Source organism: Streptomyces sp. ME02-8801-2C (assembly GCF_033793965.1).
Classification (GTDB): Bacteria; Actinomycetota; Actinomycetes; order Streptomycetales; family Streptomycetaceae; genus Streptomyces.
The window spans coordinates 593,527-619,233 of record NZ_JARAXP010000005.1 but is presented as its reverse complement, the minus strand read 5'-3'; the positions used below and the strand labels follow the sequence as shown (position 1 = coordinate 619,233).

The following is a 25,707-nucleotide window of genomic DNA, read 5'->3' as shown; positions in this document are numbered from 1 at the left end:
GGCACTGCCGCTCATAGGTGATGGGACCGGCCGCACGAAGAGCCGGCCCCGGCCCGCTGCGCGCGGCTGCCAGGCGGCCCGTGTCAGCGAGCTGACCGGCAGGGCATCCGGGCGGCCAGGAATCGGGCGCCCCCCGAACGGTCGGCACTGTACTCATACGCGATGAGACCGGCCCACGAAGAACCCCCGCCGACCCGGTGGACGCCGCTGCCAGGCATCCTCTGTCGGTCCTGACCGGCAGGGCATAACGGGCGTCCGGGAAGGGCGCCGCGAACGGCCAGCGCCGCCGTATACTCGATGGACCCGCCGCACGAAGAGCTCGCCCCCAGCCCAGTGGACGCGGCTGCCAGCCAGCCCGTGCCGGTCAGCTGACCAGCAGGGCCTCCGGGCATTCGGGCATCCGGGCAGCAGGCGCCCCTGAATGACTGACGCCGCCGCTCACACGCGAGGGACCAGCCGCCCGAAGAGCCCGGTGACGCCGCTGCCGGGCAACCCGTGCCGGTCGGCTGACCGGCAGGGCATCCGGGCGTCCGCGCGGGCGGTGTTGCCGGGCGGGGTCCACGCGCGCGTGTGCGGAGGTCGACGTCGCAGGCGGACGGTGCGGGGGCGCGCGGCTGGGCGTGGTGAAGGTCGTGCGGGGCCGCCGCGACCAGTAGGCCTCGCGAACACGGGTGCGGGAGGAGTCAGTCGGCTGTGGGGCGCCAGCGGGCGGCGGCTCGGCTTGCCGTTCTGCCGCCCAGGACGCCGATCAGCACGGACAGCAGCGCGCAGACGGCCACCGCGGACCAGAACACAACCCAGGAGACGGTTCCGCCCTCCTCCGTTGCGGTGAAGAACAGCGACTGCCAGGCGGTGACGACCGCCGCGACGACGGTGGCGATCAGCAGCGGGACCGTCAGATGCCAGAAGGCGACCGACCGGTGGATCCGGTTGCTGCCGGTCAGGACTGCCAGCGGCGCCAGCGCCGACCGCACCCGGACGAACTCCGCCGCCGCGCCGAGACTGCCCGTCAGCAGCAGGAGGGCGAGGCCCGTCGAGCCGAACAGCAGGACCCAGTTGCCCAGCCGGGCCTTGTCGGCGGCGCCGACGGTCCAGTTCTCGCCCAGGGTCTCCACGGTGATGCCGGGCACGAGCGCGTACGCCGCCTGCTCCACCGCCGCCTGGAGCCCGGGCTTCGGGTGCTCGGTGACGACGAGAAGCGTCCCCTGGAAGGCGTCCGGGCCGAGCTTCGCCGGATCGGCGACCTGGGCGTGCGGGTTGCGGCCGAACCAGTTGGCGATCTCCGCGACCCGCGGATCGACGGCGCGTACCGCCTCCGGTGCGGCTGGGCAGGGGAGGGCGAGTGTGCGCAGGGTGGCGCAGGAGCCCTGGATGAGCACCGACTCGGTCCGCTGGTCGGTCTGGAGGGAGACGAGGTGCGAGTCCGCCGGGAGCGCGCGGGCGAGGCCATCGATCGCCGGGGGCGTGAGATACCGGCTCTGGACACTGAGCACGCCGGCGCCGACACGCGCCTGGGAGACCTGCGCCGCTGCGGCCTGGTCACCGAGTCGACTGTTGCCCGCCTCGAGCTGGCAGACCAGCCCCAGACCGATGATCATGGCCGCCGAGATCCGGACCACGACACCGGGGTGCGCGGCCGTCCAGCGTCCGCCGATCAGCTGTCCGGCGCGGCCCGCGTGAAACCCTCGTACGGCGAACTTCTCGCCCATGGCACGGCTCGCCACGGCGGCCACGGAGGGCAGCATCACCCACATCAGGACCGTGCCGACCGTGAAGACGGTGACATCGGCGGGCTCGCCCGCGTACTGACTGAGCGCGATGGCGGCGACGCCCACCCCGCATCCGACGAGCCGCCAGCGCGGCACCCGTGACGAGAACGAACGGGGCCGGGTGGCGGTTCCGTCCCGGCCCACCCGGTGCAGCAGGATCACGGCGAGCAGACAGCCGACGAAGGACAGCAGCAGCGCGAGCGCGAAACCGGGCCAGGCCGTGCGCAGGTCGCCGCTGTCGAGGAGGTAGCCGGTCGGGGGCAGTCGTACGTCGGTGACGAGTGCCGGCAGCAGCACCAGCACTGCCAGCGCCGTGCCGGCCGCCAGCGGCAGCACCGCCTCGCCGATGTCGACGAGCGCGCGGTGCCGCCAGGTCCCGCCGAGCGCCTGGAGCAGCCCGGCGCGCCGGTCCCGGGTACGTGAGCCGACCCGCGCGGCGACGACGAGCAGCGCCAGCGCCGGTACGCCGGTCAGCGCGCCCAGGGGGCGCAGTACATCGGCGAGAGTGCGGCCGTTGAGGGTCTCGCCCATCGGGTAGCTCTGCCCGAACCCGCTGACGGGCCACCAGGAGTCGCTTCCCTCACCGGGCTGGCCCTGCGTCACCCCGACGTAGGCCAGCCGCTCTGAGGGAGAGACGAGGCCGGACCTGCCGATCGTGCCCGCGAAGCGGCCGTACCGGGTTTTGATCCCCTCGTCCTGGCCGTCGCGGAGCAGCTCCGCAGAGAGCATCGCCTCGCCGGGGGCCGGCCAGCGGGACAGGCCCGGCGGGGGCGGGGCGTCGGCCTTGAGCCGCTCGACGTAGATCACGCTGTGCTGGACCTCGCCGACGACGTCGAACGCCTCGCGCCACAGCGCCACGGCGTGCTGCCGGTCGGAGAGCAGTGGGCCGCGCGCGGTGTTCCGCGCCTCGCGGCCGTCGTGGGTGGCGACGGCGGCGACGACCGCCAGCGCGACGACGGCGACGGCCAGGGCGGCGGCGCACAGCGACCAGAAGCGCAGCCGGTCACCGGGGGTGCCGCGGCCGGCCGCGAACCCCATCCGGACGAGTTGGAGGGAGAGCCGCCCGCCGGTCCGGCCCGGAGTCGTCACGGGAGTCACTGGAGTCACGGGCGTCGCGGGGGTCACAGGGCTCGCGGGGCTCGTGTGAGTCGTAGGGGGCGTGAGGGGTGTGGGGCTCGTGGGGGTTGTGGGGGTTGTGGGAGTCGTGGAGATGGGTTGCGCATGAATATGCGACTGCGACGAGGTTTGCTCCCGCTCAGGGATTTCGGTGCCGGGTACGGAGTTCTGCGCGTCCGTACTCACGCGCCCACCCCGGTTTCCCGCAGTCGGCCGGACTCCAGGCGCAGGGTGCGGTCGGCGCGGGCGGCCACCGAAAGGTCGTGGGTGACGACGAGCAGGGCGCAGCCCCGGTCGCGGGAGACCTCGAACAGCAGGTCGGCCACGGTCTCCCGGGCCTGCGGGTCGAGGGCGCCGGTCGGTTCGTCGGCGAGCAGGACGTCCGGGTCGGTGATCAGGGCCCTGGCGACAGCGGCGCGTTGACGTTCGCCGCCGGAGAGCATGCCGGTCGGCGTACCGTCGTGCGGCACTCCCAGTTCGGCCAGGAGTTCGGCGGCGCGCCGGTACGCGGCCCGGTGGTCGCCGCCGTCCAGGAGGACGGGCAGTGCCACGTTCTCCACCGGGGTGAGTTCGGGCAGCAGTTCGCCGAACTGGAAGACGACGCCCAGATGTTGCCGACGCAGCCGCGCCAACTCCCGCCCCGACAGCCCGGTCAGCTTCCGGCCGTTGACGGTCACCGTGCCCTCGTCCGGTGCGATCAGGCCCAGTACGCAGGTCAGCAGGGTCGACTTGCCGGAGCCGCTCGGTCCGGTGATCGCGGCCGAGCGGCCGGGGCCGACCTCCAGATCGACCCCGGCCAGCAGGACGCGGTCCCCGAGCCGGTGGCGCAGACCCTCCACCTGGAGTCCGGCGCCGGTTCTCGCGGTGTCGCCGGTGCTGGTCGGGGCTCCGGCTGCCATCGTGGTTCGCTCGTTCATGCCCTTACACCTTCGTTCCCCCGTGCCGATGGTCGGTCGGCCCGGCACTTCGATGCCTCGATGCTCGATACGACAGAACGCGACCCGCCGGGCCGGCCGAGGAACGGCCGGCCCGGCGGGCGGAACCCGAATCAGCCGTTACGGAGCGACCCAGCCGGAGCAGTCGTCCGAGCTGCCGGAACCGTTCTCGTCGCAGGCCTTGAACTTGATGATGGACGAGCCGTCGCCCGAGACAGCGGTCGTCCGGGGACCGCTGTGGTTCCAGAGGGTGCGCTTGGTGCCCGCACTGTCGTGGCGGTAGTACTCCGCCTTGCCCGGGTCACCGTCGTTGCTGCCGTCGTAGACGGAGATCTTCCCGGCGTCGCCGTTGTACGGGGCGGTGGCGGTCACGCCGCCGCCGGTGACACTCCGGGCCACAGCGGTCGTGGTCGGAAGCGCGATGCTGGTGGCGAGGAGTGCCACAGCGACGACCTTCATTCGGTTCATTTTTTCCCCCTTGCGTCCGACGGCCGGTCATTGCCGTCAACTGACTTGCTAACAGCCGGAGTTGGGACGCGAAACGGCGCCTGTACCGCGGCCCGACCGGCGGCCCCAACCATCACACAGGCACCACACAGCCCGACAGGTACTTGATTCCTCACGGAACAGAACCGGGCAACCTGTCAAAGGGTCCGTCCGGAGAGCGCGCGCTCGGCATGATCGGGAGGGCCGGGCAAGAGTCGGAGACAAGCGGAACTCGCGGTCGGCGGGGACGCTATTGGTGATCACGGTCGCCGCCCGCCCGACCGATTCGAAACGGAATCGAATGCGCCGCCCGCTCACGATTGCGAACACCCAGAGGGTTCGCGGTCGCGAGCAACGTATGACTACCGGCCGGGAATGACCGAAAACCGTCGGCGCGGTGAACCGGATCCGGCCGAACGCGACAAGTACCTGCCCGCGTCACACCGCCATCAGCGGAGCGTCCTTCTGCCACTTGAGCATCTTGTCGAAACTGACCACCGCACCGCCCCGGCCCGGCTTGTTGCCGATGGTGACGTGATCGGCGAGTTCCTCGATCAGCGACAGACCCCGGCCGCTCTCGGCGTCGTAGGGGACCGCGGCCACCGGCACCGGGCGGCGCGGAGCCTCCGCCGCCGGGGAGCCGGCCGTTCCGGCGGCGGGAAAGCCGGGACCCGAGTCGGCGACCTCGATGCGGCACTTCTCCCCGTCGAGGTACGCGGTGACGCGATAGGCCCCGCGGGAGTCGCCGTGTCCGGTGTCCCCGCCGTGTTCGACGGCGTTCGCACAGGCCTCGCTGAGCGCGACGGAGAGGTCGTAGGAGATGTCGGGGTCGACGCCCGCCGTCTCCATGGTGCCCAGCAACAGGCGTCTGGCGAGCGGAACGCTCGCAGCCTCTCGCCGAAGATGGAGTGACCACCAGATGCTCATGCTCCAGCCTCCAGGCCGCGGCTCGACATACCTGTACGTATTGCCGCGAGTGGCGGTGTGTAAGCACGTAGTTGACGTGATGCCGCCCATAAGGGGGATGCGCCGAGAGCCCCAATCGGTGTATGTAGTGCATCAACTGGCAGAAGTGACCTTCCGGTTTTACATCTTTTTACCCCTTCTTATATGGCGGTACCCGGCCGCACGTCACCTTGTGGACCTGCCGTATGGGTGCCGTGGGGCCAGTGCGATGATGAGCCCGCCATGACTGCCCGCCGCAGGCGCACAGCGCCCTCCGGAAGCGCCATCCGGATGCTGAGGGCCGCGGTGTTCGCCGCGGTCTGTGTCGTGCTGGCCGGAGCAGGTCACACGTTCGCCTCCTGCGCCTCCGTTCCGCTGTGGACCCTGGGTGCCGGTTTCCTCGGGGTCCTCGTGTGCGCGGCACCGCTCGCCGGGCGGACCCGCTCGCTGCCGGGCATCGTCGCTCTGCTGGCCGTCGGCCAGACAGTCCTGCACATCCTGTTCGGACTCGGGCAGCACGCCATGGCGTCCACGGGGGCCGTCACGGCCGCCACTACGGACACCGCCTTGGTCGCCCGGGCCGCCCGCCTGCTGTGCGGGGTGCCGCTCGCGACGATCAGCCCGGCCCAGGCCCAGCGGATCCTCGCCGACGCGCGGATCGGTGCGGGCGGTACCGGGACGGCCGGTTCGGGGACCGGCGCGGGCATGGACATGGCGTCCATGAACCACCCGGCCGACGCCCTCGCCTCCCCCGAATCGTTCACCACCCTGCTGCCGACGCTGCCCATGCTGCTCGGTCACGTCCTCGCGGCCGTCGCCACCGGCTGGCTGCTGCGCCGGGGAGACCTCGCCCTGTTGCGCCTGATGCGGCTGTCCGCGCACGGCGTGGCCGAGGGGGCGCTCGTACGGTCCCTGCGCGGGGCGCTCGCGCTGGCGCGCGCACTCCGTACGGGCCTTCCGGGTACGCCCGGCACGGCACCGCCCGCCCCGCGCGCGTGGACCCTCGTTCCCCTCGGGCCGTCCGACACCCAGCTCCAGCACACGGTGATCCGGCGCGGGCCGCCGACCGCCCCGCTCGTACTCGCCGCCTGACACGACGCGACCGCTCGCCGTCGGCTCACAGGGGTTTCACATCCCGGGGTCCGAGGGTCGGAGAGAGGCCGCTGTCGTGCGGCACGCGCGCGCGTGTGCACCGTTTCGCACCCGCGTCCCTCTTCCTTTCCGACCAGTCGCACTCTCCGACCCGCCGCACAGTCCGAAACGTCGGACTCTTCGGCCCGTCGGACCTCACCCGAAGTGGAGCGCCTTCCGACATGAAGGTTTCCCGTATCGCCGCCACCGCCGCCGTCGCCGGTGCCACCGTCCTCGCCCTGTCCGGCCCCGCCTTCGCACACGTCACCGTGTCGGCCGAGGGCACCGCCGCCAAGGGCGGCTACGCGACCGTCAACTTCAAGGTGCCGAACGAGCGCGACAACGCCTCGACCACCAAGCTCGAGGTCAGCTTCCCGACCGACCACCCGCTCGCCTCGGTGATGCCGCAGCCGATCGACGGCTGGACCGTCAAGGTCACCAAGTCCAAGCTGGCCAAGCCCCTCGAGCTGCACGGCGAGAAGATCTCCGAGGCCGTCTCCAAGGTCACCTGGACCGCCACCGGCAAGGGCGTCGAGCCCGGCTACTTCCAGAAGTTCCCGCTCTCCATGGGCCAGCTGCCCGAGGACACCGACGAACTAGTCTTCAAGGCGCTGCAGACGTACTCCAACAAGGAGGTCGTCCGCTGGATCGAGGTCGAGAAGGACGGCGCCGAGGAGCCCGACAACCCCGCTCCGGTGCTCGCGCTGTCCGCCGCCACCGGCGGCCACCACGGCGCCTCCTCGACCGCTGAGGAGTCCGCCGCGGCCTCCGCGGAGCCCGCCGAGCAGGCCGCCGCGAAGACCACGACCACCGCCGCCGAGCCCGCCGACAGCAGCGACACCACCGCGCGCGTGCTGGGCGTCGTCGGCATTGTCGTCGGTGTCGCGGGCGTCGCGTTCGGCGTGCTGGCCGGCCGCCGCCGCACCACCGTCTGACCCCCGCTCACCTCCGGTGCGCGCCGGGGGCGTGCGGTTGTCCCGCACGCCCCCGGTTGTCCCGTACACCCCCTCGGGTGTTCGCCGGACCTCCCACGAACCACACCTCCGGGAAACCTCCTTATGCGCAAGAAGCTGTTCGCCGCGTCCGCCCTGCTCGTCGCGGCCACCCTGTCCCTCTCCGCCTGCGGCAGCGGCGACGACGACTCCAAGTCCGTCGCCGATGTGTCCGTCGAGGCCGGCTCGGACAAGGCGGCCACGATCCTCGACCAGCCGTTCGAGAAGCCCGACCTGGTGCTCACCGACACCCACGGCAAGCCGTACGACCTCCGCGCGGAGACCAAGGGCCGGCCCACACTCATCTACTTCGGCTACACCAACTGCCCCGACGTCTGCCCCCTGACGATGAGCAACATCGCCGTCGCCAAGAAGCAGCTTCCCCCTGCCGAGCAGGACAAGCTCCGCATCGTGTTCGTCACCACCGACCCGAAGCGGGACACCCCGGCCGCGCTCGGCAAGTGGCTCAAGGGGATCGACCCCCAGGTGATCGGCCTGACCGGCGACTTCGCCACCATCCAGGCCGGCGCCCGCACCCTCGGCATCTCCATCGAGCCCACGTCGAAGGACAAGAACGGCAAGACGATCTCGATGCACGGCACCCAGGTCATCGCCTTCTCCCCGAAGACCGACGGCGGCTACGTCCTGTACGGCGAGGACGCCACCGTCGACGACTACACCAAGGGCCTCCCCAAGATCATCAAGGGGCAGAACCCGTGAGGCCTGCGAAGTCAGCGAGGTCCGTGAGATCCGTGAGGTCCGTGAGGCGTCTCTCCGTCGCTACGGCCGCCGCGCTCGCCGGGGCGCTCGCCCTCGCCGGATGCGGGAGTTCGGACTCCGGAGGCTCCTCGGACACGGCCGGCCTGGCCGTCGGCGCCGCCTACATGCCCCAGCCGGTCTCCGACTCCATGGCGGCCGGATTCCTCGTCATCACCAACAAGGGCGCCGCCGGTGACGTGCTCACCCGCGTCACCAGCGAGGTCGCGGGCGACGTCACCATGCACAAGACCGTCGGGCAGACCATGGAGGAGGCCCAGCGCCTCGACATCCCGGCCCACGGCGAACTCGTCCTGGAGAGCGGCGGAGACCATCTGATGTTCGAGCAGCTCAAGCGCAAGCCGCGCGAGGGCGAGAAGGTCTCCGTGCAGCTGCACTTTGCCAAAACCTCGCCGATCACCATCGAGATGCCGGTGAAGTCGGCGACGTACAACCCGAAGACCGGACACTGAGACCGAGGGAGGGATCACCGTGACACAGACCATCGCACCCCGCGTACGGCCCCTGGTGCTGCTGTTCCTCGCGGTCGCCGCCGCGCTGCTCGCCGGGCTGGCCGGCGCCGCGCCGGTCTCCGCACACGCCGCGCTCACCGGCAGCGCCCCGCAGCAGGGTGTGGTGGTCGACAAGGCCCCGACCCAGGTGACGCTGACCTTCTCCGAGAAGGTCGCGTTCTCCGACGGAGCGTTCCGCGTGCTCGACCCCAAGGGCAAGCGCGTCGACACCGGCAAGGCGACCGAGCTGGGCGGCACGACGTACGGCGTCCCGCTCCACGCCGGACTGCCCGACGGCACGTACACCGTCGCCTACCAGGTCGTCTCGGCGGACAGCCATCCCGTCGCCGGCGCCTTCACCTTCTCCGTCGGCGCCCCCTCCGTCACCTCCGTCTCGGTCTCCGACCAGACGGCGGGCGGCGGAGTCGTCGGCGCCCTGTACGGCTTCGGCCGGTACGTCTCGTACGCCGGCTTCATCGTCATGGTCGGCGGCGCCGCCTTCGTCCTCGCCTGCTGGCCGCGCGGCTCCGGCGTACGGGCAGTGCAGCGGCTCGTCGTCTCCGGGTGGCTCGCGATGACCGCGGCCACGCTCGCGCTGCTGCTGATGCGCGGCTCATACACCGGGTCCGGCAAGGTCGGCGACATCTTCGACCTGGGGCTCCTCGGGGACGTCCTCCAGACCAAGACGGGCGCCGCCCTTGTCTCCCGGCTGCTGCTCCTCGCGGCCGGCGCGCTGTTCATCGCGGTCCTCTTCGGCGCGTACGCCCGGCCCGGGACGGACGAGAGCGAGGACGGGGAGGAGCCGGACGAGAGTTCCGCGCGCCGGGATCTCACCTTCGGGCTCGGCATCGGCGGCGGTGTCGTGGCGATCGGCCTCGCCGCCACCTGGGCACTGGCCGAACACGCCTCGACCGGCCTCCAGCCCAACATCGCGATGCCTGTCGACGTACTGCACCTGGTGGCCGTCGCCCTCTGGCTCGGCGGCCTCGCCGCACTCCTGGTCGCGCTGTTCCGGGCACCGGCGGACACCCCGATCGAGGGTTCGGCCGTACGACGCTTCTCGCGCGTCGCCTTCGGCAGCGTGCTGGCGCTGGTCGCGACCGGCATCTACCAGTCGTGGCGCCAGCTCGGCTCCTGGTCGGCGTTCACCGACACCTGGTACGGACAGCTGCTGCTCATCAAGATCGGTCTGGTCGTCGTCCTCGTCGGCATCGCCTACATCTCCCGCCGCTGGACCTCGCAGCTGCCGGAGACCGCCGCGACCGAGGCGGCACAGCCCGCGGAGGTCGAGACGGCCGACCCCGAGAAGGAGACGGTCGCCGCGGGGGCGACCGGCGGCTCGGACGCCAAGCGCGCCGCCCAGCTCGCCCGGCAGCAGGCGGCCGTCGACACCGCGCGACTCAAGCGGCTGCGCAACGCCGACCCGCTGCGTTCGGGGCTGCGCCGCTCGGTGCTCGCCGAGACGGGCGTCGCCGTCGTCCTGCTCGCCGTGACGACCGTACTGACGTCCACCGAACCGGGCCGGACGGAACAGGAGGCCAAGGCCGCCACCTCGGCATCCTCCTCGTCGTCGTCCTCTTCCTCCTCGGACACGGACGGGACGGGCGCGCTGACCCTGGACATGCCCTTCGACACCGGCGGCCAGGACGGCAAGGGCCTCGTACGGCTCGACATCAACCCCGCGCGTGTAGGCGGCAACGTCATGCATGTGTACGTGGAGCGGCCCAACGGCAGGGCGTTCGACGTCCCCGAGGTCAAGGTCGCCTTCACCCTCACCGCCAAGAACATCGGGCCACTGCCCGTGAACCCGGACCGCATCGCCACGGGCCACTGGACGGCGAACGAGGTCCAGATCCCCATGGCCGGCGACTGGAAGATCGCCGTGACCGTGCGGACCTCCGACATCGACCAAGTGACCGTCGACAAGAACGCGCAGATCGGCTGAACCGCACCATGGCTGACCAGTCCTCCAACCAGACCACAAGGGAAAACAGCAGGAAAGGCAGTACGGAAGGCGACGGCGTGAGCGCTGCGGGAAGCCTCGTGGAGAGCGCCGACGGGAACGCCGAAGGAGACGGCGCAGGGCACGGCGAGCAGGGCATCTCGCGGCGGCGGCTGCTCGGTTCCGCCGGTGCCACCGGGCTCGTGCTCGGTGCGGCGGGCGGGGCCACCGGCTATGCCGTCGGCTCCGCAGACGCCGACTCCTCCGGCTCCCCCGGCCAGTCCCCGGCGCTCACTTCGGTGGGCGCGGACATGGCGAAGTTTCACGTGAAACATCAGGCCGGCATCACCGATGCCGTCCAGGCCTGCGGCCACCTCGTCGCCTTCGACCTGGCGGCGGGCGCCGGCCGCAAGGAGGCCGCCGCGCTGCTGCGCCGCTGGTCCGACACCGCCCGGCGGCTCATGTCCGGCGAGGCCGCCGCGCACGACGACACGGATGTCGCCCGGGACGCGGGCCCGTCGTCCCTGACGGTCACCTTCGGCTTCGGATACGGCTTCTTCGCCCGCACCGGGCTGGAGAAGCAGCGCCCGGTGGCGCTCGACCCGCTCCCCGACTTCTCCTCCGACCACCTCGACAAGACCCGCAGCAACGGCGATCTGTGGGTCCAGATCGGCGCGAACGACGCCCTGGTGGCCTTCCACGCCCTGCGCGCGATCCAGAAGGACGCGGGCAGCGCGGCCCGCGTCCGCTGGCAGATGAACGGCTTCAACCGGTCGCCGGGCGCCACCGCGCAACCGATGACCGCCCGGAACCTGATGGGCCAGATCGACGGCACCCGCAACCCGAAGCCGTCCGAGCACGACTTCGACAAGCGCATCTTCGTGCCCGCGTCGGGCGAACCGTCCTGGATGGCCAACGGCTCTTACGCCGTCGTACGCCGGATCCGCATGCTCCTCGACAACTGGGAGAACCTGTCGGTCAAGCAGCAGGAGGACGTCATCGGGCGGCGGAAGGCGAACGGGGCGCCGCTCAGCGGGGGCACCGAGACGACCCCGATGGACCTGGAGAAGGTCGACGCCAACGGCGATCTGGTGGTCCCCATCAACGCCCACGCCCGGATCACCCGCCCCGACGAGAACGGGGGCGCGGCCATCCTTCGGCGCCCCTTCTCCTTCCACGACGGGATCGGCGCGGACGGGACGCCCGACGCGGGGCTCCTCTTCGTCTGCTGGCAGGCCGATCCGCTGCGCGGCTTCGTCCCCGTGCAGCGCAAGCTCGACCGGGGCGACGCGCTGTCGACGTTCATCAGACACGAGTCCAGCGGCCTGTTCGCGGTGCCGGGCGGGGCGGCCGAGGGGGAGTACGTGGGGCAGCGACTGCTGGAGGGGTGAGGTGCGGGGGGCGGGGCTGGACCCCCTCCCCGCACCTCGGGGGCAGCGGGCCCGGGCCCCGGTCAGCCGCCGCAGCGGCTGCTGGAGGGGTGATGCCGAGGTGCGGGCTGGGCCTCTTCCGGCACCTCCGGGCAGCAGACTCGGACCCCGCTCACCCGCCGGGGCAGCGGCTGCTGGAGAGGGTGACACCGGGGTGGCCGGCTGGGCCCCGTTACCTCCAGGCAGCAGGCCCGGACCCCGGTCACCCGCCGGAGCAGCCGCGCGGACCCCGATCGCCCGCCATGGCAGCGGCCCGGGCCCGGTCGCCCGCAGGGCAGCGGCTCCTGGAGGGGGCGACACCAGGGTGGCCGGCTGGGCCCCGTCGCCTCCAGGCAGCAGACCCGGACCCCGGTCACCCACCGAGGCATCGCCTGCAGGAGGTGGCGACACCAGGGTGGCCGGCTGGGCCCCGGCACCTCCGGGCAGCAGGCACGGGCCTGTCACCTGCCGGGGCAGCCGCACGGACTCCGGTCGCACGCCGGGAAGCGGCCCGGAGCCCGGTCGCCCGGCCGGTCGGTGGATCTTGGACGCGTGCGCCGGGTTCGGTAAGGGCCATTAGGGTGAGGGCATGCCAGCCAGCTACGCGTATCTCGGTCCCGAAGGCACCTTCACCGAGGTTGCCCTGCGCACGCTTCCGGAGACGGCCACCCGAGAGCTGATCCCGATGGTGTCGGTGCCGGCCACGCTCGACGCGGTACGCAGCGGTGAGGTCGAGGCCGCGTTCGTGCCGATCGAGAACTCCGTCGAGGGCGGTATCACCACCACGCTCGACGAGCTGGTGGCGGGCTCCCCGCTGATGATCTACCGCGAGGTACTGCTGTCGATCACCTTCGCGCTGCTGGTCAGACCGGGCACCAAGTTGTCGGAGATCAAGACCGTCACCGCCCATCCCGCCGCGCAGTCGCAGATCCGCAACTGGATGAAGATCAACCTCCCGGACGTGACGTGGGAGTCGTCGGCCTCGAACGCGGACGGAGCCCGGCTGGTGCAGGAGGGCCGCTACGACGCCGCCTTCGCGGGTGAGTTCGCCGCCGCCCGGTACGGGTTGGAAGCCCTGGAGACCGGCATCCACGACGCCGAGAACGCGCAGACCCGGTTCGTCCTGGTCGGCAGGCCGGCCCGGCCCGCTGCGCCGACCGGCGCGGACAAGACGTCCGTCGTCATCTGGCAGCGCGACGACCACCCCGGTGGACTGCGTGATCTGCTGGGCGAGTTCGCCGTCCGGGGGGTCAACCTGATGCTGCTCCAGTCCCGGCCGACCGGGCAGGGCATCGGCAACTACTGCTTCGCCATTGACGCCGAGGGTCACATCTCGGACCGGAAGGTCGCCGAGGCGATGATGGGGCTCAAGCGGATCTGTCTCAAGGTGCGGTACCTGGGTTCGTACCCGCGTGCGGACATCGGCCTGGAGGATGTCCGCGCTCCACTGCCGGGGACGTCGGACGAGGAGTTCGTGACGGCCGCCGACTGGGTGGCGCGCTGCCAGGACGGCCGCTTCTAGCCGGTCTTCGGCCGCCCGAGCCAGTCCTACCAGCCGATTTCCGTTATCCACAGAAGTTATCCACAGAAGTTATCCACAGGCTTGCTTCTCGACCTGGGGACAAGTCGACAACAGAATGCTGCTCTGTCGACAAGTCGCCCTATAGGCCGCCACCCCGTCCACAGCCCGGCATCCCACCCTTCGTCCACCCGTTTCCCTGGCGTAACCCCCCGGGGTTACGCATTACCACCCGAAAGTGGGCGCGAGGGTGGTTTGCTTCGGGAATTGGTCATCTCGAGGGCAACTTTCGAAACGATCACTCCCGTAATCCACAGATCTTTCGCACAGCCTGTGGATAACTCAACGCGGGTGTGGATTACCGAGGACGGCCCCGCCCTCAAGCCCCCTCCGCCGCAAGGGATTCGGGTCAACCGAGCGCCACCGCCCTCCCCTCTCCACGGAATCCCGGCCCACCCCTTGACGCCCCCGAATAGATCGACATTTCGGGCAAATAGCAACACGGGGTGTGCGGGGAAATACCGAGTCGTGAGTGCCGACCCCGCACCGGTAGCCTTGGAGGGTGATTGACCTTCGCCTGCTCCGTGAGGACCCCGACCGTGTGCGCGCTTCGCAGCGTGCCCGTGGAGAGGACGTCGCGCTCGTCGACGCTCTCCTGTCCGCCGACGAGCGGCGCAGGGCGTCCGGCGTCCGCTTCGACGAGCTGCGCTCCGAGCAAAAGAGCATCGGCAAACTCATCTCCAAGGCCTCCGCCGAGGAGAAGGCCGAGCTGCTCAAGAAGACGGGCCAGCTCGCCGCCGACGTCAAGGCGGCCGACGCCGAGCAGCACGAGGCCGACGAGGAGGCCAAGAAGCTCCTCCTCCAGCTGGGCAACCTGGTCCACCCGGACGTCCCGGTCGGCGGCGAGGAGGACTTCGTCGTCCTGGAGACGCACGGCACGATCCGCGACTTCGGCGCCGAGGGCTTCGAGCCCAAGGACCACCTGGAGCTGGGCGAGGCGCTGGGCGCCATCGACGTCGAGCGGGGGGCCAAGGTGTCCGGCTCGCGCTTCTACTACCTCACCGGCGTCGGCGCGCTCCTCGAACTCGCCCTCGTCAACGCGGCGATCGCGCAGGCCACGGAGGCCGGCTTCACGCCGATGCTGACCCCGGCGCTGGTCCGCCCGCGCGCGATGGAGGGCACCGGCTTCCTCGGCCAGGCCGCGGAGAACGTGTACCACCTGGAGAAGGACGACTACTACCTGGTCGGAACCTCCGAGGTTCCCCTCGCGGCGTACCACATGGACGAGATCCTCGACGCCGACAAGCTGCCGCTGCGCTACGCCGGCTTCTCGCCGTGCTTCCGCCGCGAGGCCGGTACGTACGGCAAGGACACGCGAGGCATCTTCCGCGTGCACCAGTTCGACAAGGTCGAGATGTTCTCGTACGTCGACCCGGCGGACGCGGAGAACGAGCACCAGCGTCTCCTGGAATGGGAGAAGCAGTGGCTGACCGGCCTGGAGCTGCCCTTCCAGGTCATCGACGTGGCCTCGGGCGACCTGGGCGCCTCCGCCTCGCGCAAGTTCGACTGCGAGGCGTGGATCCCGACCCAGGGCAAGTACCGCGAGCTGACCTCGGCCTCCAACTGCGACGGTTTCCAGGCCCGGCGCCTGTCCGTGCGGATGCGCGACACCAGCGACGGCAAGAACAGGGTCCAGCCGCTGGCGACGCTCAACGGCACGCTGTGCGCCGTACCTCGCACGATCGTGGCGATCCTGGAGAACCACCAGCTGGCCGACGGCTCGGTGCGCGTGCCCGAGGTGCTGCGCCCGTACCTGGGCGGCCGTGAGCTGCTGGAGCCGGTCGCCAAGTGACCGGTGACGCTGAGCCGTTCCCCTACCGGCTCGTCGCGACCGACCTCGACGGAACGCTTCTGCGCTCCGACGACTCGGTCTCGGCGCGCACCCGTGAGGCTCTCGCCGCGGCCACCGCGGCGGGCGCCGCGCACATCGTCGTCACCGGCCGAGGGGTGCGCTGGACCCGGCACATCCTCGACGAACTGGGCTACGAGGGCCTCGCGGTCTGCGGCCAGGGCGCACAGGTGTACGACGCCGGGGCGCATCGGCTGCTGACGTCGATCACCCTGGACCGGCAGCTGGCCTCGCTCGCGCTGGCGAAGATCGAGGCGGAGGTCGGGCCACTGTTCCTGGCGGCGAGCCGGGCGGGCCTCGACGGCGAGGTGCTGGTCGGGCCGGGCTACGCGGGCGTGGGCGCGCTGCCCTTCGTACCGCTGACGGATCCCTCGGACCTCTGGACCGAGCCGCTGGGCAAGATCTACATCCAGCATCCGACTCTGTCCAGCGACGAGCTCACCGAGGTCGCCGCCCGGACGGCGGGTGGTTTCGTCACGGTCACCATGGCCGGCGAGGGGATAGTGGAACTCCTCCCCCTGGGCCTGTCCAAGGCGAGGGGCCTGTCCCTGGCGGCCCGCCGACTGGGCCTGAAGCCGGCGGACACGATCGCCTTCGGCGACATGCCCAACGACATCCCGATGTTCACCTGGGCGGCATACGGCGTGGCAATGGCCAACGCCCACACCGAACTGCGCGCGATGGCGGACGAGGTGACGTCATCGAACGACGAGGACGGCATCGCGGTGGTGCTGGAGCGATTCCTGACGTAGTCCGCTGCCCGCCACGACCGGGGGCCGTGGGACCGGGACGGGGCCGCGGGATCGCGGCGGCCGCCGGGTAGCGGAGGCGGGAGTCGCGGCGGGTGGCAGGCAGAGACCGGGGGCCGGAGGCTGAGCGCCGAGGGCCCTGGACCGGAGGCCGAGCACCGGGCGCCGGAGGCCGTTGGTCGAGGGCCGAGGGCCGGGCCGGGGGCCGGCGCCGAGGACCGGCGGCCGAGCGCCGGGCGCCGGGCGCCGGAGGCCCTTGGTCGGGGGCCGAGCGCCGAGGGCCGTGCGAGCGCCGGGGACCGGCGGCTGAGCGCCAGGGACCGGGGACTGGAGGCCGAAGGCTGAGCGCCCGGGGGCCGGGGACCGGGGACCGGCAGCTGAGCGCAGGGGGCCGGCGGCAGAGCGCAGGGGGCCGGGACCGGAGGCCGAGCACCGGGCGTCGAGGGCCGAGCGCCGAGGGCCGGGCGAGCGCCGGGGACCGGCGGCTGAGCGCCAGGGACCGGGGACTGGAGGCCGAAGGCTGAGCGCCCGGGGGCCGGCGGCCGAGCGCCAGGGGCCCGGGACCGGAGGCCGAGAACCGGGCGCCGGGCGCCGGGCCGAGCGGCCGGGGACCGGCGGCTGAGCCCCGGGGACGGAGGCCGGGCGCCGGAGGCCGCGGCCGTTAGTCGAGGGCCGTTGCTCGAGGGCCGGCGGACAGGGCCGGAGGCCGTGGCCATGGGTCGGGGCCCGCATCGGCGGCGGGACCGGTGAGCTGGAGGCCTGAACCGGTGGCTGCGACCGTGAGCCCGAGGTCGGTCGTGAGTGATGGCCGGAAGTCGGCCGTGAGTCGGCGGAGGTCGATGGTGTGAGCCGGTGGGTGGGGGGCCTGGGAGGGCGGCCCGCGCGAAGTGGATCGCGCGCTCGAAGTGGCCGCCCCGGGCAGCTCCCCCTGCTGAGCGGGCCCGCCGGAGGCAGTGACGCTCCGGAGCCCGCCGCGGGCTGCCCTGAAGGAAGCCGCACCGACCGCCGTGCATCGGCGTCGCGCGGCTCCGCTCCCAGAACCCGACCCCAGAACCCCGGACAGATCCGGCGTACTGGACACAACTACTGTGCCCGTAGGGCGAGTCGGATGCCACCGAATAAAACTGGTGACCGAGCCCCAGGGTGGGTCAAGGCCCTTACTTCCGGCGCCACCTGCGGCGACGCACCTTGCTGAAGAACCAGCCTGCCGGGGGCTTGTCGGACCGCCAGGGCTGCGGCTCCGGCGCCTCCTCGCGCCACCGCGCCGCGAGCATCCGGGCGCGGGCGGACGGTTCGGCGGTTTCGGCGGAACGTATGAAGTCCTCATCCAGGACCAACTCGTCCCAGGTGTCCCTGTCCCCTGCCATCCCCGTTCCTCCTCGCCCCGCGTCCCCGTTTGTCCAGTGTGCCCGGACCTGCGTGAAGTCCCCGTCAAGAGAGCGTGCCGGGCCCAGGCCCGGCCTACTCCTCACCGGTCGGGGTCAGCGTGCGCAGCTTCTGGCCGGCGTACCAGGTGGCGAGGGCCGTGACCCCGATCAGCAGGACCGTCGCCGTGGGCAGGCCGACGTCCGAGGTGACCAGATCGCCGCCCGTGACCTTGTGACCGATGGCCAGCGCCCACTGCTGGACGCTCAGCGTGCGCGCCCCGGGCACCAGGGAGCCGAACAGGGCCTCCCAGACCAGGGCGTAGACGAGCCCGAAGACCACCGCGTGCCGTGACACCGTGCCGAGCAGCAGGAAGAGCGCGGCGTAGGCGATGGAGGCGACCAGCGCGGCGACCGTGTAGGCAACGGCGACCTGCTGGCCGTTGCCGTTGAGGATGAGACCGGCGATGAACGTCGGCACCGCCGAGAACGCCATGGTGACGCCGATCGCGACGATCAGCTTGGTGTAGATGATCTTGGGACGCTTGAGCGGCTTGGAGAGCAGGTACACCACGGAACCGTCGTCGATCTCCGGCCCGATCGCGCCGGTGCCCGCGATGACGCCGATGATCGGCACCATTGTGGCGAGCGCGAGTCCGCCCAGTACGTCCGCCGCCGTCTGGTCGTCGGCGCCGACGAGGGCCCGTACGGCGACGGCGATCACGATGAGCAGCAGGGGCAGCGCGCCGAGGATGAGGGCCCGGCGGCGGCCGAGCAGGGCCCGGTAGGTGAGCCGGGCGACTGTGGGGTCGTACATTTTCGGCCTCCTACGCGGCGACGAGATACGAGAACACGGATTCGAGGGACTCGTCGGACGGCGAGACCGTGAGCAGCCGGATGCCGTGATCCTTGGCAACGCGGGGCAGCAGCGCGGTGAAGCGGCCGAAGTCGACGGCCTGGATGCGCAGCGCGCCCTCCGCGAGGTCCACCTCGATGCCGGAGGTCGACGGGTCCGCGATCAGCGCGGCGGCGAGGGCTCGGTCGTCGCTGGAGCGTACGAGGTAGCGGTGCGGTCGATCGGTCATCAGGCGGCGGATGCGGCGGAAGTCGCCGCTGGCCGCGTGCCGTCCGGCGACGACGACCTCGATATGGGCGGCCAGTTGTTCGACCTCTTCGAGGATGTGCGAGGAGAACAGGACTGTGCGGCCCTCGGCGCCCATCCGGCGCAGCAGGTCCATGAGTTGCATGCGCTGACGCGGGTCCATGCCGTTGAAGGGCTCGTCGAGCAGCAGGAGCGAAGGGTCGTGCACAAGGGCGCTCGCCATCTTCACGCGCTGGCGCATGCCCTTGGAGTACGTCGAGATCTTGCGGTCCTGCGCGTACTCCATCTCGACCGTGGCGAGCGCCCGCCCGGCCGCCTTGGCGCCGAGTCCGTGGAGCTCGGCGTTGGCGACGACGAACTCACGGCCGGTCAGGAAGTCGTACATCGCCTCGCGTTCGGGGACGATGCCGATGTGCTTGTAGATCTGCTCGTTGCGCCACACGGGCTGTCCGTCGAGGGTGACGGTGCCGGTGGAGGGGGCCAGGAAGCCGCCCATCATGTTGATGAGGGTTGATTTTCCGGCGCCATTTGGGCCGAGGAGGCCGGTGACGCCGGGGCCGATCGTCATCGTGATGTCGTTGACCGCCACCACGTTGCCGAACCAGCGCGAGACATGGTCGATGTTGAGCGTGGTCACAGTCCGACCTTTCGGTAGCGGCGCAGCAGAAGGCCGTAGCTGCCGGCGATGAGCCCCAGGACGGCGAGGAGGAAGACGACACCTTCTCCGGTGCCGGGGCCCGTCCCGCCGGGGTAGGCGGACGTCGCGCCCAGGAAGGCCGTCTGCACCCCGTCGATGAGCGTGATGGGCGAGAACAGGCCGATCCAGGGGACGGCACTGGTGCTGCCCTGCGCGTCGGCGATGGCCTGGAGCGTGGACACCGCCCCGTAGGAGATGGTCAGTACGGCGATGACGGCCGCGATGCCGAAGCCGCGGCGCGGGGTGACCGCCGAGATGACGAGGCCGATACCGGCGAACAGCAGGGAGAGCAGTGCCACGGAGACGAGCCCCTGAAGGAATCCCGCCGTCTGGTCGGCGAAGTCGAGTTTGGCCAGCAGGGCGCCCGCGTAGAGCACGACCAGCGGCACCGCGGTGATGAGGAACAGGGCCGAGGCCAGCGCCGCGAACTTCGCCCGTACGTAGTCCGCCGTCTCGATCGGCCGCGAGAAGTACAGCGGTACGGTCTTGAAGCGCAGGTCGCGGGAGACTGCCTGGGGGGCCTGCGAGGCGACGTACAGGCCGATGACCGCCTGCATGACGACCGCGTAGTTCGTGTACTCGACCGGCAGCTTGGTGGCCTTGGTGGCGACCGTGACGGCCACCATGATGGCCGCCGGGACGCACATCACCGCGAAGAGCACCATCGGCAGCACCTTGGACTTCACCGAGCGGCCGAGGCCGTAGGCGCCGCGCAGGGACTGCGAGTAGAGCGAACGGCGGGCGTACGCGCGGCCCAGACGCGGACCGTCGTACGAGCGGTAGCCGATGTTGTGGATGCGGGACTGGGCGCCCGCCTGTGCCGGGGTCTGCTCAACCGCCATGGCCGACCGCCTCCTTTCCCGCGCTGTGCTGTGCGGTGCTCTGTGGTGTGGCGCTCTGCTGTTCGTCGCTGTCGGTGAAGACCTCGGAGATGTGGTGCCTGCGCTGTTCCATGCGCACCAGCCCGAGGCCCAGGTCGGCGACCGTGTCCCGGACGAGGTCGTAGGTGTCCTCGCCCTGCGCGGTGAGCAGGAGGATGTGCCCGGCGCCGGGCAGGCCACTGCCGTCGTGGGTGGCCACCCCGCGCGCGTGGAGCGCGTCGCGCACCGCGGCGGTGCCGTCCGGGTGCTCGTCGGTGTCGGTCACCTCGATGGCGAGAATGGCCGTGGACTGCGTGAAGTCCGTGGTGGAGCTGGACCGCAGCAGCTTGCCCCCGTCGACGACCACGACGTGGTCGCAGGTGCGCTCCAGCTCGCCGAGGAGGTGCGAGGTGACCAGCACCGAGATACCGAAGTCGGTGTGGATACGGCGGATCAGCCCGAGCATCTCGTCGCGGCCGACCGGGTCCAGGCCGTTGGTCGGCTCGTCGAGGAACACCAGCTGCGGGTCGTGGACCAGGGCCTGGGCGAGCTTGACGCGCTGCTTCATGCCGGTCGAGTAGCCGCCGATGGGGCGGTAGCGCTCCTCGTACAGGCCGACATGGCGCAGGGTGTCCGCGGTGCGCTCGCGGGCGGCGGCCGGCGGGAGCCCGGACATGCGCGCCATGTGCACGACGAACTCGGTGGCCGAGACGTCGGGAGGCAGGCAGTCGTGCTCGGGCATGTAGCCGACGCGCTCACGGATGGCACCGCCCTCGGTGGCGACGTCGAGGCCGAGCACGCTGGCGCGGCCCTCCGTGGCGGGAGACAGACCCAGCAGGATCTTGATCAGGGTGGATTTGCCGGCGCCGTTGGCGCCGACGAGTCCGGTCACACCGGGTCCGATGTCCATGGAGAGCCGGTCGAGCGCGGTCACCCGGGGGAACCGCTTGCTCAGGCTTTCGGTCGCGATCACAGTCACATCCTCGACGGTAGTGGCGCACACCACACCGGTCGTCAACCCGGAGAGCTGTCTCCGTATCCACCTCCAGTCGTACGGGCCCGTAGGGGTCCCCCTCAGGTCGAACAACCGGCGAGGGTTATCCACAGACAGGCGTTCGACTGTTGACGCACGCTCTAACAAGTGCCAGATTCGCGAGGTCAAATTACGGACACGTAGCGCGGTCGATGGGGACGGTGGACGGCGGCAATGGCGACGGCGGAGACAGACGGACTCACCGGCGGGCCGGCCGGGGAACTGGCCGGGTTCCGGTGGGTGCAACGGCTGGCGTACGAGTGTGCGGAGGCCGTGGCGGCGCGGCTCGAGCCGGGGATCACCGAGCGCGAGGCGGCCCGGATGCAGCGGGAGTGGCTGCGCGAGCGGGGTGTGCTCGACTGGTTCCATCTGCCCTTCGCCTGGTTCGGCGACCGTACGGCGTTCGTGAACTTCCGCCTCCCGTTCCAGTTCTTCCCGACCAGCCGCCGGCTGGAGCCCGGGATGCCGTTCATCCTGGACCTGGCCCCGATCCACCGGGGTTTCGCGGCGGACATCGGCTACTCCGGCTCGCTGGGCGCCAACCCGGTGCAGGAGCGGCTGATGGCCGACCTCGAGGCGCATCGCGAGCTGATCCTGCGCGAGGTGCGCGAGCGGCGACCGCTGCGCGAGATCTACGAGGACGTGGACCGTCTCATGGTCCGCCAGGGCTATGCCAACCGGCATCGCGCGTATCCCTTCGGGGTGATCGCGCACAAGGTCGACCGGGTGCGTGAACGGGCCTGGTCACCCCGGCTGTTCGGGTTCGGTACGCAGTCCCTGAAGGGTCTGGCGGGCGACGCGCTGCGCGGGCACCGCGAGGGCTGGTCGCCACTGTGGTCGCCGTACCGCTTCTCCGACCACCCGCCACAGCCGGGCCTGTGGGCGGTCGAACCGCATCTCGGATTCCGGGGCACGGGGGCGAAGTTCGAGGAGATCCTGGTCGTCACGGACTCCGCGGACCCGCTGGAGAGCGCGTTCTGGCTGGACGACGAATTGCCGCACGTGCGGCGCTGGACGGAGGCGAAGTGACGGTCGACGGTGCGCGTGAGCGCCGGGTACGGACGGGCGGAATCGAGCTGTGCGTCGCCGAGTTGGGGGACCCGGCGGACCCCACGGTGATCCTCGTGCACGGCTATCCGGACAGCATGGAGGTGTGGTCGGAGGTCGCCGCGCGCCTCGCCGACCGCTTCCACGTCGTGCTGTACGACGTGCGGGGCCACGGCCGTTCGACCGCGCCGCGTCCACTGCGCGGCGGCTTCACCCTGGAGAAGCTGACCGACGACTTCCTGGCCGTCGCCGACGCGGTCAGCCCGGACCGGCCGGTGCACCTGGTGGGGCACGACTGGGGATCGGTGCAGGCCTGGGAGTTCGTCACCGTCGAACGCGCCAAGGGCCGGATCGCGTCCTTCACCTCGATGTCCGGGCCGTCCCTCGACCACATCGGCCACTGGACGAAGGGACACCTGAAACGGCCCACCCCACGTGCGGTCGCCCAACTCCTGGGCCAGGGACGCAGGTCCTGGTACGTGTACGCGCTGCACACACCCGTGCTGCCCGAACTCGCCTGGCGCGGCCCGCTCGGCAGACGCTGGCCGAAGATGCTGGCCCGCCACGAAGAGGTCTCCGGCGACGGATACCCGACCGCTTCTCTGCCCTCGGACGCGGCCAACGGCGCCTGGCTGTACCGGGACAACGTCCGGTCCCGGCTGCGCAGACCGCGCGCGGACGCGTACGCGCACGCGCCCGTGCAGCTCATCACGCCCCTGGGGGACGCGTTTCTCTCCGAGCGGCTGTACGACGGACTGGAGCGGTGGGCCCCCCGGTTGGTGCGCCGCACGCTCGACGCCAAACACTGGCTGCCGCGCACGCGGCCCGACCAGGTGGCCGCCTGGATCGGGGAGTTCGTGACCGCCAACGAGGCCGGACGGCTCCCGGCGACACCAACGGGCAGATACGCGGAGCGTTTCGGCGGCCGGCTCGTCCTGGTCACGGGGGCGGGCAGCGGCATCGGTCGGGCCACGGCCTTCGCGTTCGCCGAGGCGGGCGCCCGCGTGGTGGCCGTCGACCGGGATGCCGAAAGCGCCACCCGCACGGCCGAGTTGGCCCGTCTGCTCGGCGCCCCGGAGGTGTGGGCGGAGCAGGTCGACGTCTCGGACGAACAGGCGATGGAGAAGCTCGCCGAGAAGGTCGTCACCGAGTACGGCGTCGTGGACGTGCTGGTGAACAACGCGGGGATCGGGCTCTCCGGGTCCTTCTTCGACACCACTGCCGAGGACTGGAAGAAGGTCCTGGACGTCAACTTGTGGGGTGTGATCCACGGTTGCCGGCTCTTCGGGAAGCAGATGGCCGAGCGCGGGCAGGGCGGGCACATCGTGAACATCGCGTCGGCCGCCGCCTATCTGCCGTCCAAGGCGCTGCCCGCTTACAGCACTTCGAAGGCCGCTGTGCTGATGCTCAGCGAGTGCCTGCGTGCCGAGCTCGCGGACCAGGGCATCGGTGTCTCGGCGATCTGCCCGGGGTTCATCAACACGAACATCACAACGACCGCGCGTTTCGCGGGAGTCGACGCGGAGGAGCAGTCCCGTCGGCAGAAGCGGACGGCGCGGCTGTACGGGCTGCGCAACTACCCTCCGGAGAAGGTCGCTTCGGCCATCCTGCGCGCGGTGGTACGCAACGAGGCGTTCACGCCGGTGACGCCGGAGGCAAGAGGTGGGCGTCTCATGTCCCGTTTCATGCCGGGGACGTTGAGGGCCATCGCGCGCCTGGACCCGCCTCTGTGAACCGGTAGCGCCAAGAAGGGTCGAACATACTCAAGTTGACCAAAGGGTGCGAAGTGTCGGCCGGTTGTCCACAGTTTCCTCAATTCCCCTGTGGATAACTCGACTTGGCTGTGGATCAAACCTGCCGGACAAAATTCAGGTGCGTGATCGCCGTCTCGCCGCTCACCCTTGCACGATGGACGAAAGACGCACCGTGAAGGTGTCGAAGTACCTGTCGAAACATCTGCGGCACCAGCCGGAACGGATCGGGCTCACGCTCGACGAGGCCGGCTGGGTCGAGATCGACACACTGATCGCGGCCGCCGCGGCGCACAACTTCCGCTTCACCCGGGAGGAACTGGACCACGTGGTCGCCTCCAACGACAAGAAGCGCTTCGCGATCGACAGCAACCGGATCCGCGCCAGCCAGGGCCACAGCGTCGACGTCGACCTCGGGCTGCCTCCGGCGACCCCGCCGCCGTACCTCTACCACGGGACGGTGGACCGCTTCCTGGACGCGATCCGGGCCGAGGGGCTGCGGCCCATGAACCGGCATGCCGTGCACCTCTCGCCCGACCGCGAGACCGCGACCCGGGTCGGCGCCCGTCGGGGCAGGCCGGTCGTGCTCCCGGTGGACGCGGCCGCGATGCACCGCGACGGCCACCTCTTCCACGTCAGCGAGAACGGCGTGTGGCTCACGGAGAGCGTGCCGTCGCGCTATCTGCGGTTCCCCGGGCCGCACTGACGACGCCGGGCTCCATGTTTCACGTGAAACATGGACCGCCCCTAGGCTCTGAAGCATGAGTCTGCACCTGAGCACCGTGATCCTGCCGTACCGCCGCTGGCACGAGGGCGGCCGTTCGAGCTGGCAGCGCGCGGAAGAGCTCGGGTTCCACACTGCGTTCACCTACGACCATCTGTCCTGGCGCACCTTCCGGGACGGCCCGTGGTTCGGTGCCGTCCCCACCCTCACGGCCGCCGCCGCTGTCACCGACCGACTGCGTCTGGGCACCCTGGTGACCTCGCCCAACTTCCGGCACCCGGTGACGCTGGCCAAGGAACTCATCACCCTCGACGACGTGTCGAACGGGCGGATCACCCTGGGCGTCGGCGCGGGCGGCAACGGCTTCGACGCCACCGCGCTGGGCCAGGAACCGTGGACACCCCGAGAGCGCGCCGACCGGTTCGGAGAGTTCGTCACACTCCTCGACAGGCTGCTGACCGAGGACGGCAAGGACGGCGTCTCCTACCAGGGCGACTTCTACTCGGCGCACGAGGTGCGCAACATCCCAGGCTGCGTACAGCGCCCCCGGCTGCCCTTCGCGGTGGCCGCCACCGGTCCGCGCGGGCTGAAGCTCGCCGCCCGGCACGGGCAGGCGTGGGTGACCACCGGCGACCCGCGGCTGTTCAAGAACGGTACGCCCGAGCAGTCGGTCCAGGCCCTGCGCGGACAGGCCGAGAAGCTGGCCGACGCCTGCGCGGCGATCGGCCGGGACGTCCGGGAGCTCGACCGGATCCTACTCACCGGGTTCACCCCGGACCGGGGACGCCCGCTGGAGTCCGTGGACGCGTTCGTCGACTTCGCGGGCCGGCATCAGGAGCTGGGGTTCACCGAGATCGTGATCCACTGGCCCATCCCCGACTCCGACTTCGCGGCCGACGAGCGGGTCTTCGAGCGCATCGCCACCGAGGCGCCGGCGCAGCTGCGCTGACCCCGGACCG

The 25,707-nt window shown here is 71.1% G+C and carries 22 protein-coding genes; 13 read left to right on the top strand and 9 right to left on the bottom strand.

Going from position 1 to position 25,707, the window contains the following annotated elements; genetic code table 11:
- Nucleotides 1-683: 683 nt before the first annotated feature.
- The 4 genes from PV396_RS19955 to PV396_RS19940 all read right to left on the bottom strand — a co-directional run bounded on the left by PV396_RS19955 (nt 684) and on the right by PV396_RS19940 (nt 5,233).
- Nucleotides 684-2,858 carry a permease gene (locus PV396_RS19955; RefSeq protein WP_319206300.1) on the bottom strand — a complete coding sequence of 725 codons (2,175 nt, stop codon included), beginning with the start codon at nt 2,856-2,858 and terminating at the stop codon, nt 684-686.
- Between the two features lie 209 nt (nt 2,859-3,067).
- Nucleotides 3,068-3,784, bottom strand: a complete 717-nt coding sequence (locus PV396_RS19950) for an ABC transporter ATP-binding protein (protein ID WP_319206387.1) — start codon at nt 3,782-3,784, stop codon at nt 3,068-3,070.
- A 156-nt stretch (nt 3,785-3,940) separates the two neighbouring features.
- Entirely contained in the window at nt 3,941-4,288 is a 348-nt protein-coding gene (locus PV396_RS19945; protein ID WP_319206298.1) for a hypothetical protein, read from the bottom strand.
- Between the two features lie 456 nt (nt 4,289-4,744).
- Complete coding sequence (locus tag PV396_RS19940; RefSeq protein ID WP_319206297.1) at nt 4,745-5,233, bottom strand: ATP-binding protein; 489 nt, start codon at nt 5,231-5,233, stop codon at nt 4,745-4,747.
- A 261-nt stretch (nt 5,234-5,494) separates the two neighbouring features.
- Between PV396_RS19940 and PV396_RS19935 the strand changes: the two genes are divergently transcribed.
- From PV396_RS19935 to PV396_RS19895, 9 genes are all read left to right on the top strand, one after another.
- Entirely contained in the window at nt 5,495-6,343 is an 849-nt protein-coding gene (locus PV396_RS19935; RefSeq protein ID WP_319206296.1) for a hypothetical protein, read from the top strand.
- A 221-nt stretch (nt 6,344-6,564) separates the two neighbouring features.
- On the top strand, nt 6,565-7,317 hold the full coding sequence (locus tag PV396_RS19930) for a YcnI family protein (RefSeq protein WP_319206294.1): 753 nt from the start codon (nt 6,565-6,567) through the stop codon (nt 7,315-7,317).
- A gap of 123 nt (nt 7,318-7,440) precedes the next feature.
- Nucleotides 7,441-8,094 carry an SCO family protein gene (locus PV396_RS19925; protein ID WP_319206292.1) on the top strand — a complete coding sequence of 218 codons (654 nt, stop codon included), beginning with the start codon at nt 7,441-7,443 and terminating at the stop codon, nt 8,092-8,094.
- Nucleotides 8,095-8,135: 41 nt separating this feature from the next.
- Nucleotides 8,136-8,603 (top strand): copper chaperone PCu(A)C, encoded by a 468-nt coding sequence (locus PV396_RS19920; protein WP_319206290.1) that lies wholly within the window; start codon nt 8,136-8,138, stop codon nt 8,601-8,603.
- A 19-nt stretch (nt 8,604-8,622) separates the two neighbouring features.
- Complete coding sequence (locus tag PV396_RS19915) at nt 8,623-10,587, top strand: copper resistance CopC/CopD family protein (protein WP_319206288.1); 1,965 nt, start codon at nt 8,623-8,625, stop codon at nt 10,585-10,587.
- 8 nt (nt 10,588-10,595) lie between these two features.
- Complete coding sequence (gene efeB, locus PV396_RS19910; RefSeq protein ID WP_319206286.1) at nt 10,596-11,975, top strand: iron uptake transporter deferrochelatase/peroxidase subunit; 1,380 nt, start codon at nt 10,596-10,598, stop codon at nt 11,973-11,975.
- Between the two features lie 607 nt (nt 11,976-12,582).
- Complete coding sequence (pheA, locus tag PV396_RS19905; protein ID WP_319206284.1) at nt 12,583-13,515, top strand: prephenate dehydratase; 933 nt, start codon at nt 12,583-12,585, stop codon at nt 13,513-13,515.
- 559 nt (nt 13,516-14,074) lie between these two features.
- On the top strand, nt 14,075-15,364 hold the full coding sequence (gene serS / locus PV396_RS19900) for a serine--tRNA ligase (protein WP_319206282.1): 1,290 nt from the start codon (nt 14,075-14,077) through the stop codon (nt 15,362-15,364).
- A complete protein-coding gene (locus tag PV396_RS19895; protein WP_319206280.1) occupies nt 15,361-16,173 on the top strand; it encodes an HAD family hydrolase in 813 nt (270 codons plus the stop codon). The genes serS and PV396_RS19895 overlap by 4 nt, the downstream gene beginning before the upstream one ends.
- A gap of 1,154 nt (nt 16,174-17,327) precedes the next feature.
- On the opposite strand, the gene PV396_RS19890 is transcribed toward PV396_RS19895, so the two are convergent.
- The 5 genes from PV396_RS19890 to PV396_RS19870 all read right to left on the bottom strand — a co-directional run bounded on the left by PV396_RS19890 (nt 17,328) and on the right by PV396_RS19870 (nt 21,166).
- Nucleotides 17,328-17,537 carry a hypothetical protein gene (locus tag PV396_RS19890; protein ID WP_319206278.1) on the bottom strand — a complete coding sequence of 70 codons (210 nt, stop codon included), beginning with the start codon at nt 17,535-17,537 and terminating at the stop codon, nt 17,328-17,330.
- 94 nt (nt 17,538-17,631) lie between these two features.
- Nucleotides 17,632-18,351: an ABC transporter permease subunit gene (locus PV396_RS19885; protein WP_319206276.1), complete on the bottom strand. Its 720-nt coding sequence runs from the start codon at nt 18,349-18,351 to the stop codon at nt 17,632-17,634.
- 10 nt (nt 18,352-18,361) lie between these two features.
- A complete protein-coding gene (locus PV396_RS19880) occupies nt 18,362-19,273 on the bottom strand; it encodes an ABC transporter ATP-binding protein (protein WP_319206274.1) in 912 nt (303 codons plus the stop codon).
- The gene (locus PV396_RS19875; RefSeq protein WP_319206272.1) at nt 19,270-20,175 is read right to left on the bottom strand and encodes an ABC transporter permease; all 906 of its coding nucleotides are present in this window, start codon (nt 20,173-20,175) and stop codon (nt 19,270-19,272) included. The genes PV396_RS19880 and PV396_RS19875 overlap by 4 nt, the downstream gene beginning before the upstream one ends.
- On the bottom strand, nt 20,165-21,166 hold the full coding sequence (locus tag PV396_RS19870; RefSeq protein ID WP_319206271.1) for an ABC transporter ATP-binding protein: 1,002 nt from the start codon (nt 21,164-21,166) through the stop codon (nt 20,165-20,167). The genes PV396_RS19875 and PV396_RS19870 overlap by 11 nt, the downstream gene beginning before the upstream one ends.
- 234 nt (nt 21,167-21,400) lie before the next feature.
- On the opposite strand from PV396_RS19870, the gene PV396_RS19865 reads away from it, so the two are divergent.
- From PV396_RS19865 to PV396_RS19850, 4 genes are all read left to right on the top strand, one after another.
- On the top strand, nt 21,401-22,255 hold the full coding sequence (locus tag PV396_RS19865) for a M24 family metallopeptidase (RefSeq protein WP_319206269.1): 855 nt from the start codon (nt 21,401-21,403) through the stop codon (nt 22,253-22,255).
- Nucleotides 22,252-24,006, top strand: a complete 1,755-nt coding sequence (locus PV396_RS19860) for an SDR family oxidoreductase (RefSeq protein ID WP_319206267.1) — start codon at nt 22,252-22,254, stop codon at nt 24,004-24,006. The genes PV396_RS19865 and PV396_RS19860 overlap by 4 nt, the downstream gene beginning before the upstream one ends.
- A gap of 175 nt (nt 24,007-24,181) precedes the next feature.
- The gene (locus tag PV396_RS19855; protein ID WP_319206265.1) at nt 24,182-24,730 is read left to right on the top strand and encodes an RNA 2'-phosphotransferase; all 549 of its coding nucleotides are present in this window, start codon (nt 24,182-24,184) and stop codon (nt 24,728-24,730) included.
- 55 nt (nt 24,731-24,785) lie between these two features.
- The gene (locus tag PV396_RS19850) at nt 24,786-25,697 is read left to right on the top strand and encodes an LLM class flavin-dependent oxidoreductase (protein ID WP_319206263.1); all 912 of its coding nucleotides are present in this window, start codon (nt 24,786-24,788) and stop codon (nt 25,695-25,697) included.
- The last annotated feature ends 10 nt before the right edge of the window (nt 25,698-25,707 follow it).